The sequence below is a fragment of the Brevundimonas sp. UBA2416 genome (genome assembly GCF_002343105.1).
Lineage (GTDB): Bacteria > Pseudomonadota > Alphaproteobacteria > Caulobacterales > Caulobacteraceae > Brevundimonas.
Genome location: NZ_DDRM01000015.1, coordinates 257,541 through 272,309 on the forward strand (window position 1 = coordinate 257,541; position 14,769 = coordinate 272,309).

The window sequence follows — 14,769 nt, forward strand, 5'->3', positions numbered from 1 at the left end:
GGACCGATCGCCGTGAGACGAGAATGGTCACGCTTTGTTCTATCTAGGTGGGGCATGGCGACTGTTCAATGACGTCGCGGTCAAAGCGTTGCGATGGCCTGCAAAAGTTCGTCCACGGCCTCTTCACGGGTCGCCCACGAACAGACAAAGCGGACCGAGCCGTCGTCGAAACGATAGCAGGCCCAGCCCGCCGCATTCAGCCGCTGGTGCGCCTCTGGCGGCATGCGCACGAACACGGCATTGGCCTCGACCGGATGGGCGAGGACGAAGGCAGACCGGGTGGCGATCCCCGCCGCCAGCCGCTGCGCCATCAGATTGGCGTGGGCGGCGCCCGCCTCCCAGTCGCCGCTTTCCAGCAGGCCCAGGATGGGGGCGGCGAGGAAGCGGGTCTTGGATGCGGTCTGCCCGGCCTGTTTCAGACGGTTGTCGACCCGGCGCGCCAGCGACCGGTCGAACATCACGATGGCCTCGGCGCAGTTGGCCCCGGCCTTGGCGCCGCCGAACACCAGCACATCGACGCCCAGCCGGGCGATCTGCTTGAGGTCGAAACCGGCTGCAGCGGCATTGGCCAGACGTGCGCCGTCCATATGCACGCCATGTCCCTTCAACTTCACCGGCTCGATCAGGTGGCGCAGCTCTTCCTCGGTGTAGACCGCGCCGTATTCGGTGGACTGCGTCAGGCTGAGGGCGGCCGGCGGCTGGCGGTGGCCGACCTCGGGCTCGTCCAGGATCGCCTGCAGCGCCCTCGGCTCGATCTTGCCGGACAGGCCCGGCAGGCCGATCAGGCCGACGCCCGAGCCGAAGAAGCCGGGCGCCCCGGTCTCGTCGGTGCAGACGTGGGCGGCGTGATGCGCCAGCACCGCTTCATGCGGCCAGGCCAGCATGGACAGGGCGATGGCGTTGGCCGCCGTGCCGGAAAAGACGAAGCGAATTTCGGCGTCAGCGTCCAGCCGGGCGCGGATCAGGTCGGCGGCGCGGGCGGTGACGTCGTCGGCCCCATAGGCGCGGGCATAGCCGTCATTGGCCGCAATGAGGGCGTCGAGCGCGGCTGGAGCCATGCCGGCGGTGTTGTCCGAGCCGAAATCGTAGCGCATCAGTCAGCTCCCTTTGGTCGCAGATGATCGATCCGCGCTGGCGGATGATCGCTCGCCCTTCTGTTCGGCCGTCCGGACGGTTACGACCGGCATGACGTCTTCGTCGCCGTAGGGAACCGCGACCTGGTGCGGGAACGGAATCTCGATACCGGCCGCGTCGATTGCCTCCTTGCCCCCCTGCATCAGGTCGGCCTGGGTCTGCCACCAGTCATCTGATTTGACCCACGCGTGCAGGGTGATCTGAACCGCGCTGTCCAGCAGGCCGGTCACACCGGTCCAAGGCGCCGGATCGTCCAGCACCTTCTCATGGGCCTCGGCAACGCCCGCAAGGACCGCCCGCGCCGCGTTCAGATCCTCACCGTAGCCGACGGTGAAATTGATCTCGATCCGACGTGTCTTCTGGCCGGACAGGTTGAGGATGACGTCGCCGAGGACCTTGGCGTTCGGCACCACGATCTTGTGGTTGTTGGCGTTGGACATCTGGGTGGTGAACAGGTCCAGCCGCTGGACCGACCCGGCCACGCCGCCGATGTCGATGACGTCGCCGACCTTGTAGGGCCGAAGAACCAGCAGCAGCACGCCCGCCGCCACATTGGAGAGGGTCCCCTGCAGGGCCAGGCCGACCGCCAGCGAGGCGGCGCCCAGAACGGCGATGATCGAGGTCGTCTGGACGCCCAGCCGCTGCAGCACGGCGATCAGGCCGACGATATAGACGACGACCCGCACCACCTGGACGGCGAAGCTGAGCACTGTCTGGTCGTGACGGAATCCGCGGACCCGCGACAGCCCGCGCCGCGTGACGCCAGAGACCCAGCGCGCGGCGAACACCGTGGCGACGAGGATCACCACGGCGATGATCAGGTTGACGGCGAAGTCGCCGGCCATGTCCGTCAGCTTGGCGATCATCGCGGCATCGACCGACGCCGCCTTTTCGCCGGCGACGAAGGCCTGGTTGAGAGGAGACAGCAGGGAAGACATGCGCCGGGTCTAACGCCTCCGCCCCATTTTGGAACCCCATGGGTGTTGCAAACGCTGTTCGACAGGAGCGAGCTGGCCGCAGGCCATCCGCGTCAGGGGGTTCCGTGAAACTGTCGTCACTCAAGGTCGGCGTCGACGTGCCCTGGGTGACCAGCTGGACCGGAGAACCGTCTCTCGGGGCTGGTCCCTGCCCCTCGGTCGACGGCGCCCTCGCGATCCTTCAGGCCGACAACCCCGGTCAGGGCAAGCCCCTGTATTCCCAGAACCATGCCGTGAGGCAGCGGCTGTCGGTCCACGATATGTTGTGCCCCATGTGCGGCCAACCCACCGGCCCGAACGATCGCTGGACGCAGGTGGCGCACCCGGTCGCCGCCGGTCGCCTGCGGGAGACCGGACGGGGCGACAGGCTTCCGGGGGACCTGAGCGACGACAGCACCCTGATCGATGCGGGCGCCATAGCGCCCCTTCACCGCGCCTGTGTCGACCGGTCGCTTCGCTATTGCCCGCACCTGAAGGCCGATCCGCACATCGATGTACGGCGCTTCCCGGACCGCTGGATCGTCCTGCCGCTGATGGCCCGCGCCGAGGCGCCGCCGCAGTTGTTTCTGGCCCGACCGACGCCGGCGCGATCGGCTGCGGTCATCGGGTTCCTGCAGTTGTGCGGCCTGACCGGCGAGCGCGACGCGGCCTGGAGGCATCCGAGCTGACGAAGAAACGCCCCGCAGGTTTCCCTGCGGGGCGCTCTTCAGGCTGTCGGCGTGCCCTAGTTGAACAGGCCGGCGATCACGGCGGTGATCAGGCCGCCGGCGATGGCGGCGAGGACCACGTCATTGCCGCTGCGGACATAATGGTATCCACGGGGCGGCGCGCGCAGGCCGTACTGGCCGTAGTTGCTGACGACGTACTGGTTCGAGCGGTAGTAGGACGGCATCCGCTGACCATACGACCAGTCACGCTGCTGATATCCGCGCGGCGCCTGGTAGCGGCCCGCATTGTAGCGGCGCTGCGACTGCTGCCAGCGACCGTAGGCGCGTTGGTCCTGACGGAACTCACGACGGTCGTCGCGATTGTCCTGGCGCCATTCACGACGGTCGTTGCGGTCGTCGCGACGATCATCCCGACGGTCTTCACGGCGGTCGTTGCGGTTGTCACGGCGGTCGTCCTGACGGTCGTCGCGGCGATCCTGGCGCTGTTCGTAGTTGCCACGCGATTGGGCTTCGGCGGCGGACGCCACGCCCATCGAGCTCACGGCGAGCGTCGCGGCGATGGCGGCGGTGAGAAACTTCTTCATGAGACGTCTCCAGATGAGGCCGAAGGATTTCGACTTGTCCCCACTCTGGAACCCGGCGGTTGAGCCGGGTCTGAACGACGCTGGTCACCTGGGGTTCAGAAGGCGGTCGCCTTTCGAACGCTTTTGCCGCCGGCTCAGGCGGCGGCGGCCGTTTCGCCGGCGTCGACCAACGCCCGGATGGCCGAGCGCCCGCCGCCGACGCGGTTCATGACCTTGGCGAGGGCGGCGAAATCGATGGGCTTGTTCAGATAGGCGTCGGCCCCGGCGTCCAGGCCCGCCGCATGGTCCTCGCTGCGGGCCGAGGCCGACAGGACGACGATCGGCGTGTCATGGTTCGGGCCTTCGCCCGCGCGGATCGCCCGGGTGGCGGTCAGGCCGTCCATCACGGGCATGTTCACGTCCATGATGATCAGGTCGAAGCGCTGCTCGCCCGCGGCCTCGATGGCGATCTGGCCGTTCTCGGCGGTGGCGGAGGTATGACCGGCGGAAGCCATCCAGGCTTCCAGGATCATGCGGTTGACCGGATGGTCCTCGACCACCAGCACGCTGAGCGCCCGGCCGTCCTTGACCTCGGCATGGATCGGCTCGGCCGCCGCCTGACGGGTCCATTCGACCACGTCGGCCTCGACGGTGAAGGTGAAGGTGGAGCCCTCGCCCAGGGTCGACACCACGCTGATGTCGCCTTCCATGATATTGGCCATGCGCCGCGAAATCGTCAGGCCCAGGCCCGTGCCGCCGAACCGGCGGGTCGAGGAGGCGTCAACCTGGGTGAACGGCTGGAACAGCCGCGCCAGGTCGTCCGGTGCAATGCCCGCGCCGGAATCGGTGACCGCGAAATCGAAGCGCACGCGGCCGTTTTCCAGCCGTTCGCCGCGCACCAGATAGGAGACCTCCCCGTTGTCGGTGAATTTCACCGCATTGGAGAGCAGGTTGTGAATCACCTGGCAGACGCGCAGCGGATCGCCGCGCACCACGGCCGGAATATCGCCCTCGAACCGGGCGTTGAAGGTCAGACCCTTGGCCTCGGCCTGGGCCTGGAACGGGCCGGTGACCCGCTTGTGCAGGTCCTCGATCGAGACATCGACGACCTCGAAGGTCATCTTGCCGGCCTCGATCTTGGTCATGTCGAGGATGTCGTTCAGCAGGCTCAGGAGATTGTCGCCCGAGTTGCGGATGATCGACAGATATTCGCGCTGGGTCGGCTCCAGACGGGTCGCACCAAGCAGCTGGGCGGCGCCCAGGACGCCGTTCATCGGCGTGCGCAGCTCGTGCGAAATGACGCCGAGGAAGTTGGACTTGGCGTCGCTGGCCGCATTGGCCTTGTCGCGCGCGGCTTCCAGTTCCTCGATCAGATGGGCCTGGTGTTCCTGGAAGGCGCGGATGCGTTCCTCGCGGAGCATGGTCATCATCACCAGCACCACCAGACCCGAAGCGGCGAGGGGAACGATTGCGAGGAAGGGCCAGAACAGCGGTCCGCCCCACATGCCGATCAGGATCACCGTCGCGGCCACGCCATAGGGCGAGGAGATGACCAGGGCCTGCCGCGGCGAGGCGCGCAGTTGCGAGAAAACCAGCACATAGCCGCAGACCAGCAGGGTCGCGGCGAGCGCGGGACCGAAGGGATGGCCGGAATACCAGGCGATAAGGGGGGCCGTGGCCCAGGCGGCGGTGGTTGCGGTCGCCACGGCCGGGAAGACCAGACCCCAGCCCGTGCCGACACGGTCGCTGATGCGCTTCTCGACCGCGCCGCGGACAGCGCCGGCGGCGACGGTGCCGACGAACCACAGCGCCGCGCTGGTGATGCCGACGGTCGCGGTCAGGCCCAGCGCCCAGGTGCCGATGATCATGTAGCGGAGATATTGGGTCTGCAGAATCGCGCGCAGGGCCTGCGCGGCCTCGCCGGCTCCGGGCTCGCCGCTGGTCGACTTGCCGATGCCGTCGGATTCAACCATTGCGCCCAGCCCCTCATTAACCCCACCGGGACGCTAGGGCGAACCTTCTAAGACGAGGTGAACGTGACAACCCTGTTACGATCGCCGTTCGACGAACCTCAGCCGGACGGGGCTCCGGCCTCGGCCGGCGTCAGCGCCCGGATAGACAGGGCATGGACAGGCCCGGCCAGTTCCTCCCGCAGCAGGGCGTTGATCGCCCGCTGGCGCTGCACCCTGCCCTGCCCTTCGAAGACCGCCGAGACCACGGTCAGGTTGAAGTGGCTTTCGCCGCCGGGCTGCGCATCCATGCCGCCTTCGTGATGATGGCCGGCGTGCCGCGCGCTGTCATCCTCGATCTCCAGCCGTGTTGGCGACAACGCGGTCGTCAGTTTTTTCCGGATAATCGTCGCAATCGGGCCTTCCGGCATGGGTGTGTCCTTGTTGGTGACCAATTCGACCTTACACTTGCGCCGATGTCATCCGAGTTTGAATACAAGCCCCGCTTCAAGGACATGCGGATCAAGCCGCCGCGCCCCGAAGAGGCGGCGGCGGAGGCTGACGTCCTGCACCTCAAGCCCGGCGAAATCCGCTGCCAGTGGCCCGACTGCAGCAAGCCGGCGACGGCGCGCGCACCCAAGTCGCGCGAGCGGCTGAACGACTTCTATGAGTTCTGCCAAGGCCATGCGGGCGAGTACAACAAGGGCTGGAATTTCTACGCCGGCATGAGCGACGGCGAGGTCCGCGCGGCCAAGGAAAACGAGGCCATGACGGGCGGCCGCCCGACCTGGGAGATGAAGGCGGGCAAGTTCAGCCGCGAGGCCGCTGCCTTCGCCTCCAAGATGGGCACGGCCAACACCAAGGGCGCCGGTAGCTGGCAGGACAGTTTCGGCCTGTTCGGCCGCCGCACCCGGGAGCAGGCCGGACCGGCCGGTGAGGATGCGCTGCGGCTCGGCAAGCTGGAACGCGCCGCCCTGTCGGTGCTCGATCTGGATGCCCGCACCAACAAGGCCGGGGTCAAGGCGCGCTATCACGAGATGCTGAAACGCTTCCACCCGGACCTGAACCAGGGCGACCGCGGCGCCGAGGCCAAGCTGCAAAGCGTCATCAAGGCCTACAAGACCCTGAAGAAGGCCGGCCTGGCCTGAACGCACTCGCGGAATCTGTATTTTGCTCGAATGCAACCAATGTTCTGCGGATCGGTTATCATCGTACCGCAGCGCTTGGAGGCGCTAACCGCATGTTCGGCATCCAGAGACGTGATAACCGCAAGCTTCGCCTGTCCAACTGGTTCGCTCGCGAGCGGGACGGCGACATGCAGGCCTTCGACATCGGTGGCGTGGCGTCCGGCGTGGGAGCCTGGCTTGGCGCCGTGAAGCGGGACCGCGCGCTGCGCCGTTCCACCCGCGCCGCCGCCGGAGCCGCCTGAGTCCAACAACCACGCCTTATGGTCGGCATGGGCCTCGACCACCCGGTGACGGTGCGGTAATCGCACCACCATGACCTCCCCGCTCGACGCCTCCCCCGATCCCCTGCTCACGCTCGAACCGCACCGCCGCGCCACCGTGCGCGAGATCTTCGGCGTCGACTCGGACATGACCGTGCCGGTCTTCACCGAGCGCGACAGCCATGTGCCCGAGATCGACGAGGCTTACCGTTTCGATCCGCAGACCACGGTCGCCATCTGCGCCGGCTTCGCCTTCGACCGCCGCGTCATGGTCCAAGGCTATCACGGCACCGGCAAGTCGACCCATATCGAACAGGTCGCCGCCCGGCTGAACTGGCCGATGATCCGGGTGAACCTCGACAGCCACGTCAGCCGTATCGATCTGGTGGGCAAGGACGCCATCGTCCTCAAGGACGGCAAGCAGATCACCGAATTCCGCGAGGGCATGCTGCCCTGGGCCATCCAGCGTCCGGTCGCACTTTGCTTCGACGAATATGACGCCGGACGCCCCGATGTGATGTTCGTGATCCAGCGCGTGCTGGAGGCGCAAGGGCGCCTGACCCTGCTGGACCAGAACCGCGTCATCCGCCCGAACAAATGGTTCCGCCTGTTCAGCACCACCAACACCATCGGCCTGGGCGACACCTCGGGCCTGTACCACGGCACCCAGCAGATCAATCAGGGCCAGATGGACCGCTGGAACATCGTCACCACGCTCAACTACCTCGACCACGACGTCGAGGCCGAGATCGTGGCCGCCAAGGTTCCCGAATGGCAGGACGCCGACGGCCGCCGCCGCATCGCCGCCATGGTCCGCGTCGCCGACATGACCCGCAACGCCTTCATGAACGGCGACATCTCCACCGTCATGAGCCCGCGCACGGTCATCACCTGGGCCCAGAACGCCATCATCTTCGCGGGCGACGTGGGGATGGCGTTCCGGCTGACGTTCCTCAACAAGTGCGACGAGTTGGAGCGGCCGACGATCGCGGAGTTCTACCAGCGGGCGTTCGGGGAGGACCTGCCGGAGGCAGCGACGCGGGTGAAGGTGGGTTAGGCGCCCGCCCCATTCCGCCAAGCCCCCGCCGCCATCCCGCGGGCCATCTCCCGCACGCCCTCCGGCCAAGCCTCCGTCGCCCCGTCGAACGCTGTCCAGTCCCCAGCGAACAGCATCCGCGTCGCCTCCTCATAGCCGGGCAGATCCCCCGCGATCGCGGTCATGAACCGATACGTCGCCTCCTTCGCCCGACGCGCCCGGTCCGGGCCTTCGGCCTCGCGCAGCGCGCCCTCGACCAGTTTGCGCAAGGCCACCGACGCCCCGCCCGGCTGGCCGGACAGCCAGTCCCAGTGGCGCGGGAGCAGGGTCACCTCGCGCGCCGTGACGCCCAGTTTCGGACGGCCGGGGCCGCGCTTCTCCGTCTCGGGGGTCGGGGTCAGGCGGGCCAGGACGGCGGCCAGGTCGCCCCGCAGATCGAGGTCTACGACCCGGCCCGTGGCGGCGTCGAAGGTCAGGACGGTCTCGCCCGCATCGGTCGCCGCCTTGACCGCCGCCACGACCCCGGCGGCCGGGCCTCGGGCCAGCAGGCGATGGCCGGCGAAAGCGAACAGGGGTTGGTCGGCGGGCACGGTCATGGGGCGGTTCCTCGGCTCAGACGGCAGGATTTACCCGGGCATAATTGCTGCGTCAATATAATCCGGGTAATATTCTACGCGCCCGGCGCTGCGACACGGCGCCTTCAGGCCCTTTTCGCGGGAACCGCCCGACCCCACATGCGCTCCATCGGCAGTCTCCCCCTCCCCCATCGAAGGACTTCCCCATGACCGACCAACGTATCGAAGGCGCCGCGACCGAGCTCGAAGGCAAGGCCCAGAACGGCCTCGGCCGCCTGACCGGCGACGCCAAGCTGCAGCTCGACGGCCGGCTGAATGAAGTGAAGGGCAAGGCGCTGGACGCCTATGGCCGCGTCATCGACGGGCTGGACGGCCTGGTCGAGAAGGCGCCGGTCGAATATCAGGGCCGCGCGCGTCAGGGCCTCGACTTCGCCCGCCGCAAGCCGCTGCTGACCACCGGCATCGTCGCCGGTCTGGCCGTTCTGCTCAGCGGCCTGGGCCGCCGCCGCTAGGCTTCAGCGCCAGACAGTCAAAAGGCCCGGGCAGCGATGCCCGGGCCTTTTTCGTGTCCGGTGTCCGGGCGAGGCCCCTCCACCACTTCGTGGTCCCCCTCCCCCAAGGGGGAGGAATACGGTCAATCCGCCGTCTGGGCCTCGACCGCCTTGACCTGCGCCGCATTCGGGCCCGTCACGTCGAAGGCGATCTTGCCGTCGGTCAGGGTGACCTTCACATGGCCGCCGCGCGTCAGACGTCCGAACAGGATGTCGTCCGCCAGCGGCTTCTTGATGTGCTCCTGGATGGTCCGGGCCAGAGGGCGCGCGCCGTACAGTTCGTCGAAGCCGTTCTTGGCCAGCCAGTCGGCTGCCTCGTCGGTCAGTTCGATGGTGATGTTCCGATCCGCCAGCTGGGCTTCCAGCTGGATGATGAATTTGTTCACCACCGACTTGATCGTCTCGGAGTCCAGCGCCTTGAACGCCACGATGGCATCGAGGCGGTTGCGGAATTCCGGCGCGAACAGGCGCTGGATGGCCTTGTCGTCCTCCCCCTCGACCTTGCCCCGGCCGAAACCGATGGAGGCGCGGGCGTTGTCGGCGGCCCCGGCGTTGGTGGTCATGATCAGGATGGTGTTCCTGAAGTCGACCTTCTTGCCGACCGCATCGGTCAGCATGCCGTTGTCCATCACCTGCAGCAGGATGTTGTAGACGTCCGGGTGGGCCTTCTCGATCTCGTCCAGCAGGACCACAGCGTGCGGATGCTGGTCGACGGCGTCGGTCAGCAGTCCGCCCTGGTCATGGCCGACATAGCCCGGAGGGGCCCCGATCAGCCGGCTGACGGTGTGCCGCTCCATGTACTCGGACATGTCGAAGCGCAGCATCTCGATGCCCAGGGTCGAGGCCAGCTGTTTGGCCACCTCGGTCTTGCCCACGCCCGTCGGGCCGCTGAACAGGAAGGCGCCGATCGGCTTCGACGGATCGCGCAGACCGGCGCGGGCCAGCTTCATGGCCGCCGAAACCTGTTCGATGGCCGAGGACTGGCCGAAGACCACCCGGTTCAGATCGGTCTCGAGCTGGCGCAGGCCCTCGGTGTCGGACTTGGAGACCGACTTGGCCGGGATGCGAGCCATGCGGGCGATCACGGCCTCGACCTCCTTCTGGCCGATGACCTTCTTCCGCTTCGATTCAGACAGCAGCATCTGGCTGGCGCCCGCCTCGTCGATGACGTCGATCGCCTTGTCCGGCAGTTTGCGGTCGGTCATGTAGCGCGCCGACAGCTCGACCGCCGTGCGCAGGGCCGCGTCGGTGTAGCGGACCTTGTGGTGGCCTTCGTAGGAGGTCTTGAGCCCCTTCAGGATCTTGATCGTGTCCTCGACCGTCGGCTCGTTGACGTCGATCTTCTGGAAGCGACGGGCCAGGGCCCGGTCCTTCTCGAAATGCTGACGGTATTCCTTGTAGGTCGTCGAACCCATGCAGCGCAGGCTGCCCGAGGCCAGCGCCGGCTTCAGCAGGTTGGAGGCGTCCATGGCTCCGCCCGAGGTCGCGCCCGCGCCGATCACCGTATGGATCTCGTCGATGAACAGGATGGCGTTGTCGTGCGTCTCCAGCTCCTTGACGACCTGTTTAAGCCGCTCCTCGAAGTCGCCGCGATAGCGGGTGCCGGCCAGCAGCGCCCCCATGTCGAGGCTGTAGATGGTGGCGCCTTCCAGCACCTCCGGGACCTCGTGATTGACGATCTTGCGGGCCAGGCCTTCGGCGATGGCGGTCTTGCCGACGCCGGGATCGCCGACCAGCAGGGGGTTGTTCTTGGTCCGGCGGCACAGGATCTGGATAGCCCGCTCGACCTCGCCGAGGCGGCCGATCAGGGGGTCGATCTTGCCGTTGCGCGACTTCTCGTTGAGGTCGACGCAATAGGCCTCCAGCGCCTCTCCGCCCGTCTTGGCGGCGGCGGCGTCCTCGGCATCCTCAGGACTGCCGCCCGTCTTGGCGGGACGGGTCTCGCCCGAACCGCCGGCCTTCTTGGCGATGCCGTGGGCGATGTAGTTGACCGCGTCATAGCGGGTCATGTCCTGCTCCTGCAGGAAATAGGCGGCGTGGCTCTCTCGTTCGCTGAAGATGGCGACCAGCACGTTTGCGCCCGAGACTTCCTCGCGGCCCGAGCTCTGGACATGGATCACGGCGCGCTGGATCACGCGCTGGAAGCCGGCCGTAGGCTTGGCGTCCTCGCCGTCGCTGGTGGCGAGCGCCGCCAGATCCGTGTCGACGTACAGGGTCAGCGCCGTCTTCAGCGCGACCAGGTCGACATTGCAGGCGCCCATGACATTGGCCGCGTCCGGGTCGTCGACCAGGGCCAGCAGCAGGTGCTCAAGGGTGGCGTACTCGTGTCGGCGCTCGTTCGCATAGTGGACGGCGCGGTGCAGGGTCTCTTCGAGAGGACGAGAAAACGAGGGCATGGACAGATCCTCTCAGTCTTTTTCCATCGTGCATTGCAGGGGGTGCTGGTGGCGGCGGGCGGTCTCGATCACCTGTGCGACCTTGGTTTCGGCCACCTCGTAGGTGAAGACGCCGCAGACCCCGACTCCATGCTGATGCACATGCAGCATGATGCGAGTCGCGGCCTCGCGGTCCTTCTGGAAGAACCGCTCCAGCACATAGATGACGAATTCCATCGGGGTGTAGTCGTCGTTCAGGATCAGCACCCGGTAGAGCGAGGGCTTCTGAAGCTTTGGCCTGGTCTCGGTGACCGTGGCGGAGCCGGGGCCTCCACCTTGTTGTTCACCTGGCCTGCGGGACGGCGGCATTCGTAATCCGTGTGGGGAGTGTCGATGGATCAGATAGGGAATGATGGCCTGATTTACAGGGGCGGCAAGTCACTCTTGAGTGGGCCGCGGTCAAAAGGCTCCGCCTTTTCGACCCGACGCGGCCTGGCGCTTCGCGCTGGACACCCGGCCGCGTCGGGTCGGGAGGTCCCGGAGGGCCGACGACCGCGGCCAAACGAAAAGGCCCCGGCGTTTCCGCCGGGGCCTCTCGCAGGCTTACAAACTACGCTTACTGAAGCGGTCGGTCGCCTTAGCGGGCGGCCTGGAACTTTTCGACCGAGGCGGTGACGCGCTCGTTGATGGGCTGGAAGCTGTTCTTGACCGAGGCGGTCAGGACGTCCGTCGCCTTGGTGACTTCAGCCAGATAGGCTTCGGTGGCCGACTTGGCCCAGGTCGTCTGCAGCTCGAGCAGCTCCTGGATCGAACGGGCCTGCGACATCGACTGGGCGGCGGCGACGCCGTCTTCCCACGACTTCTTGGTGAAGGCGGCCGATTGGGCCGACAGGGCCTCGACGCCCTTCTGGGCGGCGGCGGCCGAGGCGACGATGGCTTCCAGGTTCTGCTTCGACTGGACGTTCAGCTCGGTCAGGCTGGCGGCCGACTTGTCGGCGACTTCGCGCAGCGCCTTGGCGCCGGCGGCCTGGGCCTGCTCGGCATTGGCCTGGAACGTGGCCTGGGCCTTCTCGGCCGAAGCCTTGACGGTCGCCGTTGCGGTTTCAACGGTCTTCTTCACGGTGTCCGTGGCGGTTTCGACAGTTTTCTTGACGGTGTCGGCGGTGGTGTCGGCCATGATGGTCTCCAGTGTCTGTGCGCGGCTGGGGGCCGCCTGAAATGTTTCCGCGAGGAACCCGTCCATCGCGACAGACGGTCATATGGTGCAAGTGCGAACAGACGTCAAGAGGAAATGGTGCGGTGCACAAAAGTTCACAAAATCGTTGACGGGTTGTTTACCCTCACGAAACCGGAATGACGCATGTTAGCCTTTCGTCAGCGTCGCGTGGTGGGGCCGCCGTCGCGCTAAATGTCTTGTGAGGCCTGATCTTTGCCGCTCTCCGCCCTGATCCGTCGCGGACTTCTGTCGCTGCTGCTGGCCGTCGCGGTCACGCTGACGCCGACACGCGCGCCGCACGCCCAGTCAGCTGACAATGCGCGCTACGCCGCCATCGTCGTGGACGCCGAGTCGGGTGAGGTGCTGTTCGCCCGTCACGCCGACAGCCGCCGCTATCCCGCGTCCATCACCAAGGTGATGACCCTCTACCTCGCCTTCGAGGCGCTCGCCGAGGGCAAGATCAAGCTGGACGATGTCATCACCGTCTCGCCCCGCGCCGCCAGCCAGCCGCCCTCCAAGCTCGGGCTCGCGGCCGGCCAGACGATCACCGTGGACGACGCCATGCGCGCCACTTCCGTGCGCAGCGCCAATGACATGGCCATGGCGCTGGCTGAACATATCGCCGGCTCCCAGGAGCGGTTCGCTGCCCAGATGACCCTGAAGGCCCGCGAGCTGGGCATGACCCAGACGCGCTACGTCAATCCGAACGGCTTGCCGGACGCCCGCCAGCTGACCTCGGCGCGCGACCTGGCCATCCTGGCCCGCGCCGTGATGCGGGACTACCCGCAGTACTACCGCTATTTCGGCCTGCACGACTGGGCCTACAACGGCCGTGACTATCGCAACACCAACGGCCTGCTGCGCGGTGGCGAGGGCTATGACGGCATGAAGACCGGCTACACCAACGCCTCGGGCTATAATCTCGCGGCCTCGGCGGTGCGAGACGGCCGGCGCATCATCACCATCGTCCTGGGCGGACGTTCGACGGCCAGCCGCAACGCTCACGTCGCCGCCCTGATGGACACGGGCTTCGAGGTCGAACGCGCCCGCGCCCGCGGCGAGACGATCCAGGTGGCCCAGGCTTTCTTTGAAGCGCGCGGCTTCGGCATCGGCCCGGACAACAATGGTCCGATCGAATACGCCGCCGTGGCCAATGACGCGGATGACGAGAGCGGCGCCGGCTCCAGCGCTCCGCCGGCCGGCTATGTGACCTACGCCGCCCTGCCCGCCGCCCCGGCTCAGCCCGCGCGCGTGACGCCTCCACCATCGGAGCGCGCCGCTGTCGAGCGCCCCGCCGATGTGACCGCCATCCTGAATGGCGGAACCTCCGTCGCCACCCCGCCTCGTCCGCGGCCCCCCGCCCGCCCGCCGGCGCGGGAACCGGCGCGCGAGCCCGCCGGTCGCTGGTCGGTTCAGGTCGGGGCCTTCCGCGATGAGACCGTCGCCCGCGACTGGCTGACCGAGATCAATCGCCGCTTCCGCAGCCAGTTCACCTCCGCGGAACGCACGGTCCAGAACGCCAGCGGCTGGTACCGCTCGCGCTTCACCGGCATGACCGAGCAAGCCGCCCAGGCCGCCTGCGCCACCCTGTCCGAGCGTCGGGTCACCTGTATGGTGGTGCGGCCGGAGTAACGCTGCTCTTGGCGAAGGCCGCTGATCGGGCCTAGGCTCCACCGCGGTTCGGGGGAGCGGCATGAGCGCATTCGAATACACCTCTGTCCTGGCGTCGATCATCATCGGTCTCGCGTTGGTCGATATCCTGATCAGCCTGAACCGGCTGATCCGCGCCGGCGGATCGGTCCGCTGGCACTGGGCCGCGCCGCTCGCCGCCCTGCTCGTGGCCATGACGATCATCCAGATCTGGTGGAGCACATACAGCCCGCAGGACACAGGAATGACCATCGGGCAGTTCCTGCCCCTGCTGGTCGAACTGGTGATCCTGTTCCTCCTCGCAGCCGCCGCCCTGCCGGACGACATCCCGGCCGGCGGTCTGGACCTGAAGCTCTACTACGACCGCAATGGCCCATACTTCTGGAGCCTGTTCACCGCCGCCCTCGGCTGGCTGATTGCAGTGGAGGGCGTCGCGGCCCTCGCCGGCGGCCGGGATATCGTACAACTCCTGGAGGCCCGGCTGGTCGATCTGTCTGTGCTCGCGGTGTTCGCCTCGCTGATCTTCGTGCGACGGCTCTTGTGGCACGCCATCGCCTTCGTGCTGCTCGCGGCAGGGCCGCTCAACTGGCTGTCCCTCAGCCTTGGCCGACTGTAATTTTGACAGGCA

Annotated in this window: 16 protein-coding genes; 7 read left to right on the plus strand and 9 right to left on the minus strand. The window is 67.2% G+C overall.

Features of this window, described 5'->3' with window-relative positions; all coding sequences use genetic code 11:
- Positions 1–80: 80 nt before the first annotated feature.
- Positions 81–1,094, minus strand: a complete 1,014-nt coding sequence (locus B3E43_RS05320; protein ID WP_292027320.1) for a threonine aldolase family protein — start codon at positions 1,092–1,094, stop codon at positions 81–83.
- Positions 1,095–1,097: 3 nt separating this feature from the next.
- Positions 1,098–2,072: a mechanosensitive ion channel family protein gene (locus B3E43_RS05325; RefSeq protein ID WP_292027322.1), complete on the minus strand. Its 975-nt coding sequence runs from the start codon at positions 2,070–2,072 to the stop codon at positions 1,098–1,100.
- Positions 2,073–2,176: 104 nt separating this feature from the next.
- On the opposite strand from B3E43_RS05325, the gene B3E43_RS05330 reads away from it, so the two are divergent.
- A complete protein-coding gene (locus B3E43_RS05330; protein ID WP_292027324.1) occupies positions 2,177–2,779 on the plus strand; it encodes a hypothetical protein in 603 nt (200 codons plus the stop codon).
- Between the two features lie 56 nt (positions 2,780–2,835).
- Here B3E43_RS05330 and B3E43_RS05335 read toward each other — a convergent pair whose 3' ends face one another.
- From B3E43_RS05335 to B3E43_RS05345, 3 genes are all read right to left on the minus strand, one after another.
- Positions 2,836–3,363 carry an RcnB family protein gene (locus tag B3E43_RS05335; protein ID WP_292027326.1) on the minus strand — a complete coding sequence of 176 codons (528 nt, stop codon included), beginning with the start codon at positions 3,361–3,363 and terminating at the stop codon, positions 2,836–2,838.
- 134 nt (positions 3,364–3,497) lie between these two features.
- On the minus strand, positions 3,498–5,315 hold the full coding sequence (locus B3E43_RS05340) for a response regulator (protein ID WP_292027327.1): 1,818 nt from the start codon (positions 5,313–5,315) through the stop codon (positions 3,498–3,500).
- Positions 5,316–5,413: 98 nt separating this feature from the next.
- A complete protein-coding gene (locus B3E43_RS05345) occupies positions 5,414–5,722 on the minus strand; it encodes a BolA family protein (protein ID WP_292027329.1) in 309 nt (102 codons plus the stop codon).
- Positions 5,723–5,767: 45 nt separating this feature from the next.
- On the opposite strand from B3E43_RS05345, the gene B3E43_RS05350 reads away from it, so the two are divergent.
- The 3 genes from B3E43_RS05350 (at position 5,768) to cobS (ending at position 7,795) form a co-directional block, all read left to right on the plus strand.
- Positions 5,768–6,439: a J domain-containing protein gene (locus B3E43_RS05350; RefSeq protein ID WP_292027332.1), complete on the plus strand. Its 672-nt coding sequence runs from the start codon at positions 5,768–5,770 to the stop codon at positions 6,437–6,439.
- 92 nt (positions 6,440–6,531) lie between these two features.
- Positions 6,532–6,720 (plus strand): hypothetical protein, encoded by a 189-nt coding sequence (locus B3E43_RS05355; RefSeq protein WP_292027334.1) that lies wholly within the window; start codon positions 6,532–6,534, stop codon positions 6,718–6,720.
- A gap of 70 nt (positions 6,721–6,790) precedes the next feature.
- Positions 6,791–7,795, plus strand: coding sequence for a cobaltochelatase subunit CobS (cobS, locus tag B3E43_RS05360; RefSeq protein WP_292027337.1), 1,005 nt, complete (start codon positions 6,791–6,793; stop codon positions 7,793–7,795).
- On the opposite strand, the gene B3E43_RS05365 is transcribed toward cobS, so the two are convergent.
- Positions 7,792–8,370, minus strand: coding sequence for a DUF2239 family protein (locus B3E43_RS05365; RefSeq protein WP_292027338.1), 579 nt, complete (start codon positions 8,368–8,370; stop codon positions 7,792–7,794). The genes cobS and B3E43_RS05365 overlap by 4 nt on opposite strands.
- A 185-nt stretch (positions 8,371–8,555) precedes the next feature.
- Between B3E43_RS05365 and B3E43_RS05370 the strand changes: the two genes are divergently transcribed.
- Positions 8,556–8,861 carry a CsbD family protein gene (locus B3E43_RS05370; protein ID WP_292027341.1) on the plus strand — a complete coding sequence of 102 codons (306 nt, stop codon included), beginning with the start codon at positions 8,556–8,558 and terminating at the stop codon, positions 8,859–8,861.
- Between the two features lie 122 nt (positions 8,862–8,983).
- Here B3E43_RS05370 and clpA read toward each other — a convergent pair whose 3' ends face one another.
- The 3 genes from clpA to B3E43_RS05385 form a co-directional block, all read right to left on the minus strand.
- Positions 8,984–11,296 (minus strand): ATP-dependent Clp protease ATP-binding subunit ClpA, encoded by a 2,313-nt coding sequence (gene clpA / locus B3E43_RS05375; RefSeq protein ID WP_292027343.1) that lies wholly within the window; start codon positions 11,294–11,296, stop codon positions 8,984–8,986.
- A gap of 12 nt (positions 11,297–11,308) precedes the next feature.
- Positions 11,309–11,644, minus strand: a complete 336-nt coding sequence (gene clpS / locus B3E43_RS05380) for an ATP-dependent Clp protease adapter ClpS (protein ID WP_292027345.1) — start codon at positions 11,642–11,644, stop codon at positions 11,309–11,311.
- Between the two features lie 268 nt (positions 11,645–11,912).
- The gene (locus B3E43_RS05385) at positions 11,913–12,452 is read right to left on the minus strand and encodes a phasin family protein (RefSeq protein WP_292027347.1); all 540 of its coding nucleotides are present in this window, start codon (positions 12,450–12,452) and stop codon (positions 11,913–11,915) included.
- A 252-nt stretch (positions 12,453–12,704) separates the two neighbouring features.
- Here B3E43_RS05385 and B3E43_RS05390 point away from each other — a divergent pair, with 252 nt between their 5' ends.
- Both B3E43_RS05390 and B3E43_RS05395 read left to right on the plus strand, forming a co-directional pair.
- Positions 12,705–14,123, plus strand: a complete 1,419-nt coding sequence (locus B3E43_RS05390) for a D-alanyl-D-alanine carboxypeptidase (protein ID WP_292027349.1) — start codon at positions 12,705–12,707, stop codon at positions 14,121–14,123.
- 61 nt (positions 14,124–14,184) lie between these two features.
- A complete protein-coding gene (locus B3E43_RS05395; RefSeq protein ID WP_292027351.1) occupies positions 14,185–14,757 on the plus strand; it encodes a hypothetical protein in 573 nt (190 codons plus the stop codon).
- Positions 14,758–14,769: the final 12 nt, after the last annotated feature.

Bases quoted from the DNA above. Each gene is read 5' to 3' on its own strand.
- clpA (WP_292027343.1), bottom strand. From the start codon at position 11,296: ATGCCCTCGTTTTCTCGTCCTCTCGAAGAGACCCTGCACCGCGCCGTC.
- B3E43_RS05325 (WP_292027322.1), bottom strand. From the start codon at position 2,072: ATGTCTTCCCTGCTGTCTCCTCTCAACCAGGCCTTCGTCGCCGGCGAA.
- B3E43_RS05395 (WP_292027351.1), top strand. From the start codon at position 14,185: ATGAGCGCATTCGAATACACCTCTGTCCTGGCGTCGATCATCATCGGT.
- B3E43_RS05340 (WP_292027327.1), bottom strand. From the start codon at position 5,315: ATGGTTGAATCCGACGGCATCGGCAAGTCGACCAGCGGCGAGCCCGGA.
- B3E43_RS05355 (WP_292027334.1), top strand. From the start codon at position 6,532: ATGTTCGGCATCCAGAGACGTGATAACCGCAAGCTTCGCCTGTCCAAC.
- clpS (WP_292027345.1), bottom strand. From the start codon at position 11,644: ATGCCGCCGTCCCGCAGGCCAGGTGAACAACAAGGTGGAGGCCCCGGC.
- cobS (WP_292027337.1), top strand. From the start codon at position 6,791: ATGACCTCCCCGCTCGACGCCTCCCCCGATCCCCTGCTCACGCTCGAA.
- B3E43_RS05370 (WP_292027341.1), top strand. From the start codon at position 8,556: ATGACCGACCAACGTATCGAAGGCGCCGCGACCGAGCTCGAAGGCAAG.
- B3E43_RS05345 (WP_292027329.1), bottom strand. From the start codon at position 5,722: ATGCCGGAAGGCCCGATTGCGACGATTATCCGGAAAAAACTGACGACC.
- B3E43_RS05335 (WP_292027326.1), bottom strand. From the start codon at position 3,363: ATGAAGAAGTTTCTCACCGCCGCCATCGCCGCGACGCTCGCCGTGAGC.
- B3E43_RS05365 (WP_292027338.1), bottom strand. From the start codon at position 8,370: ATGACCGTGCCCGCCGACCAACCCCTGTTCGCTTTCGCCGGCCATCGC.
- B3E43_RS05350 (WP_292027332.1), top strand. From the start codon at position 5,768: ATGTCATCCGAGTTTGAATACAAGCCCCGCTTCAAGGACATGCGGATC.
- B3E43_RS05385 (WP_292027347.1), bottom strand. From the start codon at position 12,452: ATGGCCGACACCACCGCCGACACCGTCAAGAAAACTGTCGAAACCGCC.
- B3E43_RS05320 (WP_292027320.1), bottom strand. From the start codon at position 1,094: ATGCGCTACGATTTCGGCTCGGACAACACCGCCGGCATGGCTCCAGCC.